This window comes from Dorea sp. ICN-14282 (assembly GCF_037890115.1).
Classification (GTDB): domain Bacteria; phylum Bacillota; class Clostridia; order Lachnospirales; family Lachnospiraceae; genus Dorea_B; species Dorea_B phocaeensis.
In genome coordinates, this window is sequence record NZ_JBBKBH010000001.1 from 864,204 (window position 1) to 879,261 (window position 15,058).

A 15,058-nucleotide genomic window follows, 5' to 3' on the forward strand; every position below is an offset into this window, starting at 1 on the left:
TTTCAATGATCCCGGTAATTGTAATGGGTAGATACAAACGGCTTAATCGGAGCAAACATTTTACATTTAATACCAAGTTTCCTAATCCGCTTCGGGTAATCGTGAGGAAGGGTAGACAATTCACAAGTACCGTCATAAAGCATTCGTACCTCGACTCCCTCTTTTGCCTTTCGTGCCAAGATTTCCAGAATCTGTCCCCACATTTCCCCTTCGTCTACAATAAAGTATTCCAAAAAGATAAAATGCTCTGCCTTTTCTAATTGGATCAACATTTCTTTAAACTTATCTTCTCCCAGCGGAAAATAAGTAACAGAAATCTTCTCATATACCGGATAGCATCCACTTCTTTGCACATAACGAGTCAATGCCGCCGCCCCAGGATCAGGCTGCTTCAGCTTTTTTTCGGTTTCTGGATCTTGCTTTAAGAATTTCTCTGTTTCTTCATTTAATCTGGCATAATTTCTTTGCAAGACACGGTGACCAACGTTCTCCTGTGTATAAAGAAATAATAAAGCTCCAAACACTGGAAGCAGCATAATCACTACCAGCCATGTGATTTTAACCGTAGGATTCATCGGACTGTTCAGCCAATATAACACCATAAAAACAGTAAAGATTACAACTCCACCATAAATATGCGGCAGAAAAGCTTAAAACCAATGAAAGATACTAAACAGAAACAAAACCTGTACGGCAAGCAATACAAGAATCAGCCCTGATCGACTGAAAATCATTCAGAAAATCCCTTGTTTTCCCTTCTTTAAAAGGCGTAATCCGGTTTCTTTGGAATCATTTTTCATAGATATCCTTCCTCTTATTATATCGTAATGTTTAGAAATTCACTTTTATCCTATGCTTCCTTTGGTTTCACAACCTTATTTACAATTAAACTTACGACCAACATCACCACTGTTACACTAACCCAGCAAAATCCCATAGAATACAATGGTAACTTGTGGCAAAGATCACTCAGCACACCCAGCGGTAATCCAGCAGCATCCAGTGCATAAATCACGCTGACGCATCCTGTACCGGCAATTACCATTGGATACACGTAACGATTCTTCTCCCAGAGCCGATGTGAAAGTCCCAGAACAATTAACACAATCGAAACTGGATAAATCGCATTCAGCACCGGAATGGAGATGCTAAGAATTGCATTCAATCCCAAATTACATACCAGGAAAGAAAATGCAACAATGATCAGTACCCACTGACGGTAAGAAAACTTACCAAATTGTGTAGAAAAGAACTGAGAAATAGAGTTAATCAGTCCCACACAAGTGGTTAAACATGCCAAGGTAAAAATGGCTGCCAAAAGGATTGCTCCCGGCTGTCCAAACAATTGAGACACAATACAACGAAGCGTCCACGCTCCATTTTCCTGAATTGGATAAACATTGGAACTACACATTCCCATATAAGTCAGCATCATATATACTACAGCTAAAATACTTCCCGCAAACACACCAGCCAGTACCGTATAGTGCATGGTTCTCTTCTTTTCTTTTAATCCAAAAGAACTTAGTGTTGTTGCAATCACCAATCCAAAGTTTAACGCCGCAATCGTATCCATCGTCTGGTATCCTTCAGAAAATCCTTGCAGAAACGGTGCCGCCTTGTAGGCTTCCTGCGGAGCTGCAACATCTACCTGCCCCTTCATCAGAAAGCTAATAAACAGAAAGACCAGTAAAATAAGAAGGCTTGGTGTCAAGAATGTTCCAATTCTTTTTACCAATTTTCCCGGAGTAAAACAAAGCCACAAAGCAATCAGGAAGAACACCAGGGAATATGCTACCATCCATACCGTCATATTCGTCCCTTCCGGAAGATACGGCGCTACTGCCATTTCAAACGGAACGGAAGCAGCCCTTGGAATTCCAAGTCCTGGACCGATAGACAAATAAATCAACACAGTAAACACTGCGGAAAACTTAACGCCTACATGGTTGGCCAGTCGATCCAGTCCGTCAAATCTGGCAACTACAATGACTCCTAGTACCGGCAGAACAACCGCTGTTGCCAAAAATCCAATGATAGCTGAAATGGTGTGACTTCCTGCATTTTGTCCCAAAAATGGCGGGAAAATCAAATTTCCTGCCCCAAAGAACAGCGAAAACAGCATAAAGCTTACCAACAGCATTTTCTTTTTTTCCAGTTTCATAATCATTTCTCCTCTTCTGTAAAATAGAATGAAGTAAGGAATTCCCTACTCCTGACCGTGGAGTCAAACAAATTTTTCCACTCCACATAAAAAAGACCCGTCTCAAATTACTCTGAGACGAGCCTTGTAAATACAATACCCGCGGTACCACTCAAATTGTACGGTTTTCTTCTTTGCCATACCTCTTCAGACTCCAACAAGCCCTATGCATTAACGCAGCCTGCACGGAAACCCCTACTTGCAATGCTTTGGGGATCTCGGCTCGGAAGGGATGGGATACAATAACAAGAACTTACCGGGGTTCCACCATCTCCCGGCTCTCTGAAAAATCCTGGTTAAATCCGTCTTCGTCATAGCCTTTATCGTATTACATTGATGAAATTATAACATTGATCTATTTTATTGTCAATCACTTATCTTCTTCTCCCTTTTGCCCCACTTTCCACGCTACCAAATAAGCAGCCACCGGAACGCTCAAAAGACAGGCAGTAATTCCAAGTAGCATCACAGCAATATTCTGAAACAACACCTTGGAATTCAGCATCATTTCCGGCGAATACCCATTCTTCTCCAGATAGGCGAACAACATCAGAGACTCGCCCAGATAGGCAAATACAAGCGTATTTACCGTCGTTCCGATAATCTCCTTTCCCACTTCAATTCCAGACCGGAAATAGGCACTTCTATCCAGGTCTTTTCTGTGTACTGCCACTTCGTAAACTGCCGACGTCACAGAAAGAGCCGTGTCCATCACCGCACCAAGCGCACTTAGAAGAACAACCCCCACAGCTACCTGCTGCATGGAAATAACCAAATCAGTGGTATAGTAAAACTGTACGTCTTCCTGCACCGCCTGAATCTCATTAAGCCCTGCACTTCCTGTTTTCCAAACACCCACACAGATTCCCACTGACAATACAGCCATCACAACAGCTACCGTCAAAAACGCTGTTTTCGTCTTTAAATTACTTCCATTCTGCTTCATCAATGTCAGATAACTAATCAAAACAGCCGCCACCGGAATGATCAAAAGCGGAGGCTTTCCAGACGCAAGCAAGAGAACTGTCAATGCAAGCACACCGATATTTCCACACAATGCCAATACTGCTGATGCACCGCGCTCTCCTCCCACCGTAATCAGCAAAACGAACAAAATCAATGCAAGAAACCAGATCATATCGCTTCTGACCTCCTTCCACGCCGTCTAAGCAGACACGATGATATCAGAATAGAAATGGGAATTGCCGCCACAATCCCTATACTTTCAATTAAAAATTCCACAATCTCCAATGGGATATGAAGCCTCACCATGGTAAGAAATGACACTTCATTGTTCATACGAATCAAAAAAGACGGTATCAGACTACTTCCAAAAGTAAACAACAATACACTGATCATCGTTCCCATAATATCGTAGCCAATCTCCCGTCCGGAACGAAACAAACTACGAAACGTAAGATCCGGCTTCTTTTCCAACAGCTCACTTAAGGCTGCGGAAATCGTAACTGCCACATCCATAATTGCTCCAAGCCCTGCCAGCATAACTTCCGCAGCAAAGATATCTTCTGGATTCTCAATCGTCCCCAGATATTCCATTGCTGAATAATCCGGCTCCGCCACCCGGTTCATCACCGCAAAGAAAATCGCCATAATCAACGCCAGCACACAGAAAGATGACAGCACAGCAGCAAATGTTTTCCTGCTGAAACCATTTAAGAACAACAATGTCGTTACCATAAACAGAATTGCCATCAGATTACAGATCTTTAAGATATCCTTCCCTTGCAGATACAACGTAAATCCTGCTCCATAAATCCCTAGATTGACTACAAGCGTAGCAATCGTCAGAACGCCCTGCTTTTTCGTAATCAGAAGAAGCAAAATCACCATCAGGCCAAACAAAGCTGCCAGATACACATCTCTTTTCAACGTTTTAATCGTCGCCGTTTTTCCTTCTCCATTCAGACTGACCAGCACCTGATCCCATTTATGGTACTTTTGATTGATCACCTGTGACGCAGAATATTCATTTTTCAGCAGAATCTTATCGCCTTTTTGGTCGCCGTTTAAGAGTTTTGCCTCCATCGTCTGTTCGTAATACTGTTCTTTTTCCCCTCTTGCACCACTCTTAACACCACTTTCTTCCGTTCTCACCTTCTGAATTCTTGCAACCGGTATCTGATAAAGCCAGGCATCCGTTGCCACAAAAAGAATTAGTGCAAGATAGAAAAGCAGAAAAAAGATATATTTTTTTCTAAACATGAAACTTCTTATACATCTCCTCTTTAAATTCTTTCCCTTTAAAAAGTATCAAAGCAAGCAGGAATAAAAAGCTAAGTCCGGCACACAGAACCGCCGGAGCGGAAACAGTAATCACATGACACGCCAAAAGAAGAAGCGGAAGAACCACACTGTACCCTGCTGCCATCACAAAATAGATCATATATTCTCGCGGCGAATGCGATTGTATCTTAGAGATCACCATCATAGAAATCTGAATTAAAATGCAGACTGCCGGCAATACAAAGTTCACCGACCAGCCTCGCCAGCCTACACACAGATCCCATACAACAGCTCCAATCTTCACGACCAAAAGCTGCCACATGGCATTTTTCATCAGGTTATGCCGTTTAAAATAGCCCACTGCCAACGCAAGCCACATGGATAAAGCTCCTGCCACAGCCCACACAGCCCAGTGAAGATTCGGCGTCAGCACTGCATTGCACATAACACTAAGTACCGCAGCTGCAATACAACCAAACGAAAATCCTCGAAAAAACTTTTTCCCTTCATAGTTCGGCTTCACCTGTTCCGGAAAATCAGGCTTCTTTAACTCTACTTTCACACCCAGTCCTTCCAGTATCTGATAAAAATTGCGCTGTATATTCGAACTGTCATACCTAGACGTAAATGCAAAAGACATGGTATCTCCGTAAGAACAGGCACAAAGTTCTGTCCTCGGCGTACTGGTATAGACACCAAAACGTTCAATATAAGGTGCATATTCCTCTGGCATTCGCACCGCACTCATATTAGAAAATACCGCCGTTACTTCCCGCTCTGCCATCTTCGCCCCCGCTTTGATACAGGGATTTTTTAATTCTAATGGCGCCCATCTTAAAATCTTATTCTTTTCAAAAGCAATCAATTCATTCATTCGCTGAGCTACTTTTTCTTTTGAAAGATTCTCTTCAAAATATCCTTTTACTTCTTTTAGAACTTCCTTAAAGGTATCTTCTCTGCCCGAACGTCCAAACTGATATCCCGGCTCAATATAACCAAAGAAATTCAGCATGGAATCAGATGGAAACAATTTCCTTAAGTTAACCGGCACCATCAGAATAACCGGCTTCTTCTCCTGCATCCGGGTCATTTCCTCATGGATGGCATAGATCAGCGCTGCAGTCAAAAGCACAGACATCGATACCCCATATTTTCTTGACACTCCCAGAAGTTCCTGTACAGAGGCCGTGCTTTCCATCACCTTAAGTTCCTCATACTCCTTGCGGAACTTATGAATCTGATAAGCATGCACTTTTTTCTTCTTACGCTTGGGAAGATCCGGATTATAGTATTTACTGAAGCTGTCGTCTTCCTGGTCTCGTACCGTCACCCGGGCGTTCGTCAGTTCCACATTCTCCAGTCCGTCCTCTTTATGGGAAAGACACAGATAATTTTTCACCAGCTCCCGAATGAATTCCGTAGCTCCGGTTCCGTCTGTCAACGCATGAAATACTTCAAAGTTAATCCGATTCCGATAATACGTCACTTCAAATAATAAAGCCTTCTTATCTCGAACATAGAGACAGCTGCAAGGTTCCTTGTATTCCTCTCTCACCACCGGGCGAAGCTCACTTTTTTCCAGATAATGCCAGAAGAGCCCTTTTCGCATCACCGACAAAAACACCGGATATTTCTCAATGGTCTGATTCAATGCTTTCTGCAGCACTTCCGGCTGAATTGCTTCCTTAAGTTCACAATAAAACCGAAACACACGGGTATCTTTTGCACTGCTGGTCGCAGAAAACATTTTTGCCGCATTATCAAGATTTCGCCAATACGCCCGCTTTTGCTGAAACACTGCTATTTCCTCCTTAAAAATTCATTAATCAATTCAAAGCTTTCCTTTACATGGTAATACTTAATTCCCAATGCAAAATATCCGTGAAGAGCATCCGAAATTCGGTGAATTTCCACCTCATTTCCGGCCTCGGAAAGCTTCCGTCCATAATCTTCCCCTTCATCCCTAAGTGGATCAAATTCTGCCGTTAGAATCAAAGTTTTCGGCTGATTCTTATAATCTTCCGCCAAAAGCGGTGCAAAATATGGATTCTTCTTATCCTTCTCACTGGATGCATACAACTCAATATAATCCCTCATTTTGCCAGCTGTTAGTAGATAATCACTGCCATTCTCCCGCACCGATGGATACGGAGATGCATCACTGTAATCCCCGTAGAGAGCCGGATAAATCAGAACCTGCCGCTTGGGGAGAAATTCCCCTCGATCCCTTGCCAAAAGGGACAGAGCTGCCGCTAAATTTCCACCGGCACTGTCACCGATCACCGTAATCTGTTCCGGATCAATTCCAGCGATCTTCCCTGTGTACAGTTCCTTCGCCACCGCATAACAATCTTCCAGCCCTACCGGAAATTTATATTCCGGAGCCAGCCGATATCCCACGGAAACCACAATATGATTGGTTGCCACTGCCATTCGGGCACAGATTCGTTCATAATTATCGATACTCTCTGTCACCCATCCTCCTCCATGAAAGAACAGCATGACCGGAAGCCCATCCGTCTCTTTCTCTCTGGGCAGATAAACCCGAACCGGCACCTCATACCCCTCATTATAAATCTTCCCATCAATGGTTCGATGAAAAATTTTCATCGGATCAATGGCTTTTAAATTCGCCAGATGCCTGGACGCCTCCACCTCGATTCCATCAAAGGATAATGCTTTTAATACCTTTCTCATGGATTTGTTAATCGCCATGCTTTACTCCTTACTTCACCTATTCCTGATTCCCAATCTGCTCCGCCAGATCATTTAGATAGACCCAGCGCTCCATCTTTTCTTCCAACTTTTGCTCCACCTCTTCTTTTTGAGTCAAAAGTTCATTTAACTTTGCTGAATTGGTGGCATTGGCTGCAATTTCTTCCTCCAGCCTTTCCACCTGTTCTTCCAAATCTGCAATTTCTCCGTCAATGGTCTCGTATTCGCGCTGTTCTTTATAAGAAAATTTAAGCTTCTGCTCCCGGCGCTTCCAGGTGGCCTTTGAATCGGATTTTTTCTCTTCATCCTTCCCTTTGTCCGGTAATTTCCTGTCTTCTAAGCTCTCCAATCCTTCCAGCTCTTTTCGGATCAGATAATCTGAATAACCGCCTTCATACTGCCGGATTCTTCCTTCTCCTTCAAAGGAAAAGATCCGGGTTACCATTCGATCCAGAAAATAGCGGTCATGGGATACGATAATAATAATTCCATCAAACCGATCCAGATAATCTTCCAAAATGGTCAGCGTCTGGATGTCCAAATCGTTCGTCGGCTCATCTAAAATCAATACGTTTGGAGCGCTCATCAGAATCCGCATCAGATATAGCCGGCGCTTTTCGCCACCAGAGAGTTTCTCAATCCTTGACCATTGAAGCGCTCCGTCAAACAGAAAGTTCTCCAGCATCTGGGATGCTGTGATCCGACCATCGGAAGTAGTAATATATTCTCCCACTTCTTTCACATAATCAATCACTTTCATCGTGTCATCCATCGCTTCATTTTCCTGAGAGAAATAGCCAATTCGAATCGTCTGTCCAATTTCTATGTTCCCCGCATCCGGCGTCACAAGTCCGTTCACCATCTTAAGAAGCGTTGATTTTCCACATCCATTTGGACCAATGATCCCGATTCGGTCATTTTTTAAAAATAAGTAGGAGTAATCCTCTATCAGCTTCTTGTCCCCATAAGATTTCGATAAATGGGAAAGTTCAATTGTCTTATTTCCCATACGGGATGCTACAGAATCCATAATCACTCTCTTTTCCGCCTGGATATCCTGCATCTCCTGCATCGCTTTGATTCGATCAATATGCGCCTTCTGCTTGGTGCTTCTGGCACGCGCGCCGCGGCTTAACCACTGAAGCTCTGTTCGAAGCAAACTCTTACGCTTACGCTCTGTGGCAAGCTCCATATTCTGCCTCGCCTCCTTTAGCCGCACGAACTCCGAATAATTCCCCGGATAAGAATAAAGTTTTCCCTGGTCTACTTCCACAATCCGATTGACTACGCGATCCAAAAAGTAACGATCATGTGTCACCATCAAAACCGCTCCCTTAAATCGGATCAAATATTCCTCCAGCCACTCTGACATGGCATTGTCCAAGTGGTTCGTCGGCTCATCCAGTACGAGAATATCTGCCGGCGTCAAAAGGGCATTCACAAGAGCCACACGTTTCTTCTGTCCTCCCGATAAAAGGGATGCCTTGCTATCAAAATCAGTAAATCCAAGCTGATTTAACATTGCCTTTGCATCTGCTTCAATGGTCCACTGATTCAGCTCATCCTGATTGCCCTTTACCGCTGCCTGAAGAATGGTCTCCGCCTCTTCAAACACCGGGGTCTGAGGCAAGTAACAGATCTTGACCTGGCTTCCCATACTGATCTTTCCATCATCATAATCTTCGATTCCCGCTGCAATCTTAAGAAGGGTAGATTTCCCCATTCCATTGACTCCAATGACACCGATTTTCTCATTTTCATTAATACTAAATCCTACATCATCCAGCAAAATCCGATCCGTATAAGACTTTGTCAGATGCTCCATCGTCAATAAATTCATATGTTTCATTTCCTTATCTTGCTTCTAATTCTGCTGTCTATAATGTACTTATTATACGCATAACCTTGTGGCTGCGTCAAATAGCTTTTCTCGTCTTCTGCCTTCGGAACATTCCAATTCCCATCAGCATCGTCAGAACTTCAGCTGCCGGAAATGCCAGCCAAATCCCGATAACTCCAAGGAACAAAGGAAGCAGATAAACCAGCGCAATCAAAAGCACGCATCCCCTGAGCATACAGATAATCAGGGACTCTACCGGCTTTACCACCGCCTGAAAATAACTGATAAATACCATATTGACGGCCATTGCTATAAAGCCGACAAAATAGATACGAATTGCCGATGCTGACAACGCCAGAATCTGCGGATCCGGATTTAAGAAAATATAAGTATAAAGATCCGGGAACGCGATTCCCACCACTACCGGAACTGCACAAATGACCAACGATGTCCAGACTGCACTCCAGAATACCTGGTGAATCCTCTCTCCTTTTCCCGCTCCAAAATTCGTGGAGATAATCGGCTGTGCCGCCTGATTGACTCCTTTACACAAGCTCATAATTACAATGGATACATTGCAGATGATTCCAAATACTGCTACCGCCGTATTACCTACGTATTTCAAAAGCTGAAGATTAAAAATATAAATCGTAATTCCGGAAGAAATCTCAATCACAAAGCTGGCGGCTCCATTGACCAGAATCTCCCGGACGGCTGAAATGGACATCCCATGGATTTGAAATCGTAACTGATTCTTTGGAGAGAAGAAATGAAGAACCAGAATTACAACCGTCAATGTAGACCCAAGTACCGTTGCCAGCGCTGCTCCTGCCATCCCCATCTGCATCGGGAATACAAAGAGATAATCCAGCACAATATTGGTCACACCGCCGGCAATAACTGCATTCATCGCAAGTTTGGGCGCACCGTCATTGCGCACGAACGTCTGCAGATAGGAAGATAAATAATATGCCCCCATTCCCCAGATAATACAGCGCATGTAGTCCATCACATAGGGGAACGTTTCCTTTGTCGCTCCCAAAGCCCACGCAATCTCTTCCATCCATACCACACAGACAATCTGAGAAAGAAGCCATATCACAATATTTAGAATGAAAGACAGGGTAAAGAAGGCATCTGCCTTCTTCTTGTCCCCTCTTCCCCGGCAGACTGACATCAGTACCGAACCGCCCACTCCGAACAACAGACCAATTCCAAAAAAAATATTATAAATCGGCAGTGCAATATTGAGTGCCGCCATAGCCGTAGCTCCCAACCCTTTTCCAATCATAATGGTATCTGCCAATACGTAGATGGACGTTACCATCGTACCACAAATGGATGGAATCAAATACCGAAAAAAGATTCCCCTCACCGGCTTCGTTACAAAATCCTGTGTATTCATTTCATCTCTCCTGCTTTTCTTTCCTGTTCTCTTTTCCCCGCAAAACAAGACTGCTGCAACCCCAAATGGTTCTGCAACAGTCTTTGTTCTTCTGGTGTATATACTGAAATATTTTTACGGATTATTTATTTCTAAGCGTAACATCATGGGCGCCGCCTTCCACAATACTGGTTGCCGACACTAACGTAATCTTCGCCTTTTCCTGCAATTCCGGGATCGTCAGCGCACCGCAGTTACACATGGCTCCGCGTACCTTGCTTAATGTCAGATTCACATTATCTTTCAAGCTTCCCGCATAAGGAACCAGGGAGTCTACACCCTCTTCAAAAGAAAGCTTCTTATCTCCTCCCATATCATAGCGCTGCCAGTTTCTGGCTCTTGCGCTTCCTTCTCCCCAGTATTCTTTCATATAGCTGCCGCCTACGTTCACTCGCTTAGTCGGACTTTCATCAAATCTTGCGAAATACCGTCCCAGCATCACAAAATCTGCTCCCATAGCCAGCGCCAGCGTAATATGATAATCGTGTACAATTCCACCATCGGAACAAATCGGGACATAAATTCCCGTCTCTTTATAATATTCATCTCTTGCTTTCGCAACTTCGATCAAGGCAGTTGCCTGTCCCCGGCCAATTCCTTTCTGCTCTCTGGTAATACAGATCGCGCCTCCGCCGATGCCTACCTTAACAAAATCCGCCCCTGCCTCTGCAAGGAAACGGAATCCATCTGCATCCACTACATTTCCCGCGCCAACCTTTACACGATCCCCGTAATTTTCACGGATATAGTCGATCGTCAGCTTCTGCCATTCAGAAAATCCTTCAGAGCTGTCAATGCAAAGGGCATCTGCTCCAGCTTCCAAAAGAGCCGGAACCCGTTCCTTATAATCTCTGGTATTGATCCCTGCACCAACCATATAACGTTTGGATTGATCAATCAATTCATTCTCATTCTTTTTATGCGTATCGTAGTCCTTCCGGAACACCAGATACACCAGTTCCTGATTCTTATTTACCAGTGGGAGACAATTGATCTTGTGCTCCCAGATAATGTCATTGGCCTCTTTCAAAGTCGTAGACTCATCCGCATAGACCAGATGATCCAGCGTTGTCATGAAATCTTTCACCTTTGTATCCATACTCATCCGGCTGACACGATAATCCTTGTTCGTGACAATGCCAAGAAGCTTCCCGCCGGACTGCCCATTCTCTGTAACGGCTACTGTGGAATGTCCGGTCTTCTCTGTAATATCCAGCACATCTTTCAGCGTCATATCCGGCGACACATTGGAATCACTGACTACAAACCCCGCCCGGTAACGTTTAACTTTTCGAATCATTTCCGTCTGATTCTCCACCGTCTGAGAGCCATAAATAAAGGAGAGACCTCCTTCTTGTGCAAGCGCCACTGCGAGACGATCATCTGATACCGACTGCATAATTGCAGAAACCATCGGAATATTAATAGAAAGCGCCGGCTCCTCCCCTTTTCTATACTTCACAAGCGGTGTCTTTAAACTCACGCGGGACGGAATACACTCTGCAGAGGAATATCCCGGAATCAATAAATATTCACTAAACGTACGAGATGGTTCTTCATAAAAATACGCCATAATTTTTCTCCTTTTCCTACTCTTCAAGATAAGTATTCTGGTATTCTCTGCGAATCTCTTCCGGAACCAGTCTTCCACCGGTTGCCCACGCGATATGCACAGCATTTGGAAGCTTCTCAAGAAGCCCATGCTCCTGAAGATACCCCCTAGTCTCCTCATACTGATTCAATTTCAGCGGCCCTTCAAATGCTGCGCAGGAACTCGGTTCGATAAAAATATTCTCACTCTTTATCAACGCCCGCATATATTCATACAGCCATTTGTCATGAACCGTAAACTCTCCGCTAAGAATAGGATCCATCACTTTCCCCACAAACCCTGACGGGCGTCCTACTGCAAGGCCATCCGCATGCGTCTGTCCCGTAAGGCCGATCTCCTGCACACTGATCTCGTGATGCAGCCCGGTTTCCATTCCCAAAATCATACACGGCGCTTCCACAGGCTCCACGAAAAATACATGCACATTGTCTCCCCAAATCTCCTTCGCTCCATACGTAACCCCGCCTGGCGCTCCACCAACGCCACATGGAATATACACAAACAATGGATGCTCTTCATCAATACAGATTCCCTGCTCGGTAAGCTGATCCTTCAGACGCCCTGCTGCCACCGCATATCCCAGAAATAGGTTTTTAGAATTTTCATCATCTACAAAATAACTCTTCGGATCTGCATCTGACTCTTTTCGCCCCTGCTTAACCGCCTCACTGTAATCCGATTCATACTCTATAACAGTGACTCCGTGACTTCTAAGCAAATCCTTCTTCCACTGTCTTGCATCTGCAGACATATGTACAACCACCCGGTATCCCACTGCCGCACTGGCAATTCCGATACTAAGTCCTAAGTTTCCCGTTGACCCCACCTGAATCGTATACTGACTGAAGTATTTACGGCACTCGTCCGATGCAAGCTTGGAATAATCATCTTCCACCGTAATCAATCCAGCCTCCAGTGCAAGATCCTCCGTGTGTTTCAGAACCTCATAGATTCCTCCACGCGCCTTTACTGATCCTGCCACTGCTAGATGACTATCCTTCTTAAGAAGCAGCGTTCCCTCGATTGTTCCGCCAAACTCCTGATTCAAAAGTTCTTTCATCTTTTCAATCGGTACCAGCTCTGATTCAATCACGCCTCCACTTTCTTTCGTCTCCGGAAAACATTTCTGAATAAACGGTGCAAACCTCGCAAGTCTGGCCTTAGCATCCTCAACCTCGCTTGCCGTAACCGGAAGGATTCCCTTACTTTCCTCCCAGGAAAGTTTCTTTGGATTTCTCCATCCTACCTGTTCCTTTTCCGCAAGCTCCCTCACAACAGGAAGGTTCATATACTCTCTTTCCATCGTCTTTCCTCCTTACGAAAAACCCTATTTTCTATCTATGCTGATTATAGCATTTCTTCCACTCCCCTGGCAATCTGGACTTTGACAGAAAATTGCGTACCTCATTACGAAAAAACGGCATTCCAAACCATGATATCATCATTTTGGAATACCGTTTCTAATCCTTTTACTTTTTTTAATACTGCTTTTCTTCCTACAGGAAAATATACTTCAGAATAAACAGTACCGCCAATATATACATCAATACACTAATCTTCTTTTCCTTTGCCTTTCCAGTCAGAAGATTCATTGCTACATAAGCAATCACTCCCATAGAAATACCTTCAGAAATGCTATAGAAGAATGGCATTGCCAAAATACAAATATAACATGGCAGCGCTTCGGAAACATCATTGAAATCAATATTTACAACATTTGTCAACATATAGAATCCAACAACTACTAATGCCGGAGCCGTCGCAAAAGACGGAATCGCAAGGAAGATTGGAGACAGGAACAATGCAAGACCAAACAGAACCGCAGTCGTTACTGCAGTAAGCCCCGTTCTTCCCCCTTCTGTAACACCGGATGCACTCTCTACGAACGTTGTTGTTGTAGAGGTTCCAAGAACTGCTCCTGCCGTTGTTGCTACTGCATCTGCCATCAATGCTCCTTTAATCCGTGGAAGCTTGCCATTTTCATCCAGCATATTTGCTTTAGAAGATACTCCGATCAGCGTTCCGATCGTATCGAACATGTCCACAAATAAAAATGCAAATACAATAACTACAAAATCAAGCGAAAGAATTCCGGAAAAATCCAATTTCCCAAATACCGGTGCAAGGCTTGGAATAGAAAGACCATTGCTGAAATCCGGCAGCAATGAGAAAAAGCCCACTTCCGGGTTCGGTACGTAAATTCCGGTAAGCTGACAGGCAATTCCCAGTCCCCATGTAATCAGAATTCCCCACAAAATATTTCCTTTTACATTCTTAATTACCAAAAGTCCGGTAATGATGATACCGATAATCGCAAGCAATACTGTAATTCCCACATCATTAAACGATGCTGATACGCCATTTACGGTATTGTACTCTTTTAATGAAAAGATCTGGAGAAGTGTTGACCCTCCAATTACGATCTTCGCGTTCTGCAGACCGATAAATGCAATAAACAGACCAATTCCCACGCTGACTGCAGCCTTTAAATTCGTCGGAATTGCGTTGAAAATCGCCTCTCGCACATTGGTCAGAGATAATACGATAAAAATAATACCTTCTACAAATACTGCCGTAAGCGCCAGTTCCCAGCTATATCCCATACCAAGAACCACGGTGTAAGCAAAGTACGCATTCAGTCCCATTCCCGGCGCAAGCGCAAACGGATAATTGGCAAAAAGCGCCATAAGCAACGTTCCCAATAGTGCAGCCAGTGCAGTCGCAGTGAACACAGCACCCTGATCCATTCCAGCTGCCGATAAAATACTCGGATTTACAGCCAGAATATAGGCCATAGTCATAAAAGTTGTGATTCCGGCAAGGATCTCTGTCTTAGTATCTGTACCGTTTTCCTTAAGTTTGAAAAACTTCTCTAACATTTGATTTCCTCCTTCACGTATCTCATTTTTAGATAACATATTCCTATTCTAGCAAAATGGAGCCATAAAGTAAATGGCTCCATCTATTACTTCTCATTATGAGTATTTATCACTATTTTGT

11 protein-coding genes are annotated in these 15,058 nt (G+C 43.9%); all 11 read right to left on the reverse strand.

Features of this window, described 5'->3' with window-relative positions; all coding sequences use genetic code 11:
* Window positions 1-2 precede the first annotated feature (2 nt).
* The gene (locus WKT00_RS04135) at window positions 3-575 is read right to left on the reverse strand and encodes a PLDc N-terminal domain-containing protein (RefSeq protein ID WP_408608328.1); all 573 of its coding nucleotides are present in this window, start codon (window positions 573-575) and stop codon (window positions 3-5) included.
* 275 nt (window positions 576-850) lie between these two features.
* Window positions 851-2,164: a branched-chain amino acid transport system II carrier protein gene (gene brnQ / locus WKT00_RS04140; protein ID WP_101695449.1), complete on the reverse strand. Its 1,314-nt coding sequence runs from the start codon at window positions 2,162-2,164 to the stop codon at window positions 851-853.
* A 409-nt stretch (window positions 2,165-2,573) separates the two neighbouring features.
* A complete protein-coding gene (locus tag WKT00_RS04145; protein WP_101695450.1) occupies window positions 2,574-3,341 on the reverse strand; it encodes a YibE/F family protein in 768 nt (255 codons plus the stop codon).
* Window positions 3,338-4,426, reverse strand: a complete 1,089-nt coding sequence (locus WKT00_RS04150) for a YibE/F family protein (protein ID WP_202031226.1) — start codon at window positions 4,424-4,426, stop codon at window positions 3,338-3,340. The genes WKT00_RS04145 and WKT00_RS04150 overlap by 4 nt, the downstream gene beginning before the upstream one ends.
* Window positions 4,419-6,245, reverse strand: coding sequence for a DUF6320 domain-containing protein (locus WKT00_RS04155; protein ID WP_340261166.1), 1,827 nt, complete (start codon window positions 6,243-6,245; stop codon window positions 4,419-4,421). The genes WKT00_RS04150 and WKT00_RS04155 overlap by 8 nt, the downstream gene beginning before the upstream one ends.
* Window positions 6,246-6,247: 2 nt before the next feature.
* The gene (locus WKT00_RS04160) at window positions 6,248-7,162 is read right to left on the reverse strand and encodes an alpha/beta hydrolase (RefSeq protein ID WP_101695453.1); all 915 of its coding nucleotides are present in this window, start codon (window positions 7,160-7,162) and stop codon (window positions 6,248-6,250) included.
* Between the two features lie 19 nt (window positions 7,163-7,181).
* Entirely contained in the window at window positions 7,182-9,002 is a 1,821-nt protein-coding gene (locus WKT00_RS04165; protein WP_340261169.1) for an ABC-F family ATP-binding cassette domain-containing protein, read from the reverse strand.
* 76 nt (window positions 9,003-9,078) lie between these two features.
* Window positions 9,079-10,407: an MATE family efflux transporter gene (locus WKT00_RS04170; protein WP_101695455.1), complete on the reverse strand. Its 1,329-nt coding sequence runs from the start codon at window positions 10,405-10,407 to the stop codon at window positions 9,079-9,081.
* 121 nt (window positions 10,408-10,528) lie between these two features.
* Entirely contained in the window at window positions 10,529-12,019 is a 1,491-nt protein-coding gene (locus tag WKT00_RS04175; protein ID WP_101695456.1) for an IMP dehydrogenase, read from the reverse strand.
* A gap of 16 nt (window positions 12,020-12,035) precedes the next feature.
* Complete coding sequence (dsdA, locus tag WKT00_RS04180) at window positions 12,036-13,346, reverse strand: D-serine ammonia-lyase (protein WP_445292929.1); 1,311 nt, start codon at window positions 13,344-13,346, stop codon at window positions 12,036-12,038.
* Window positions 13,347-13,554: 208 nt separating this feature from the next.
* A complete protein-coding gene (locus WKT00_RS04185; protein ID WP_101695458.1) occupies window positions 13,555-14,937 on the reverse strand; it encodes an NCS2 family permease in 1,383 nt (460 codons plus the stop codon).
* Window positions 14,938-15,058: the final 121 nt, after the last annotated feature.

Excerpts from the sequence above, each read along its gene's own strand:
- WKT00_RS04135 (WP_408608328.1), bottom strand. The coding sequence starts at position 575 with ATGAATCCTACGGTTAAAATCACATGGCTGGTAGTGATTATGCTGCTT.
- brnQ (WP_101695449.1), bottom strand. The coding sequence starts at position 2,164 with ATGAAACTGGAAAAAAAGAAAATGCTGTTGGTAAGCTTTATGCTGTTT.
- WKT00_RS04145 (WP_101695450.1), bottom strand. The coding sequence starts at position 3,341 with ATGATCTGGTTTCTTGCATTGATTTTGTTCGTTTTGCTGATTACGGTG.
- WKT00_RS04150 (WP_202031226.1), bottom strand. The coding sequence starts at position 4,426 with ATGTTTAGAAAAAAATATATCTTTTTTCTGCTTTTCTATCTTGCACTA.
- WKT00_RS04160 (WP_101695453.1), bottom strand. The coding sequence starts at position 7,162 with ATGGCGATTAACAAATCCATGAGAAAGGTATTAAAAGCATTATCCTTT.
- WKT00_RS04165 (WP_340261169.1), bottom strand. The coding sequence starts at position 9,002 with ATGAATTTATTGACGATGGAGCATCTGACAAAGTCTTATACGGATCGG.
- WKT00_RS04170 (WP_101695455.1), bottom strand. The coding sequence starts at position 10,407 with ATGAATACACAGGATTTTGTAACGAAGCCGGTGAGGGGAATCTTTTTT.
- WKT00_RS04175 (WP_101695456.1), bottom strand. The coding sequence starts at position 12,019 with ATGGCGTATTTTTATGAAGAACCATCTCGTACGTTTAGTGAATATTTA.
- dsdA (WP_445292929.1), bottom strand. The coding sequence starts at position 13,346 with ATGAACCTTCCTGTTGTGAGGGAGCTTGCGGAAAAGGAACAGGTAGGA.
- WKT00_RS04185 (WP_101695458.1), bottom strand. The coding sequence starts at position 14,937 with ATGTTAGAGAAGTTTTTCAAACTTAAGGAAAACGGTACAGATACTAAG.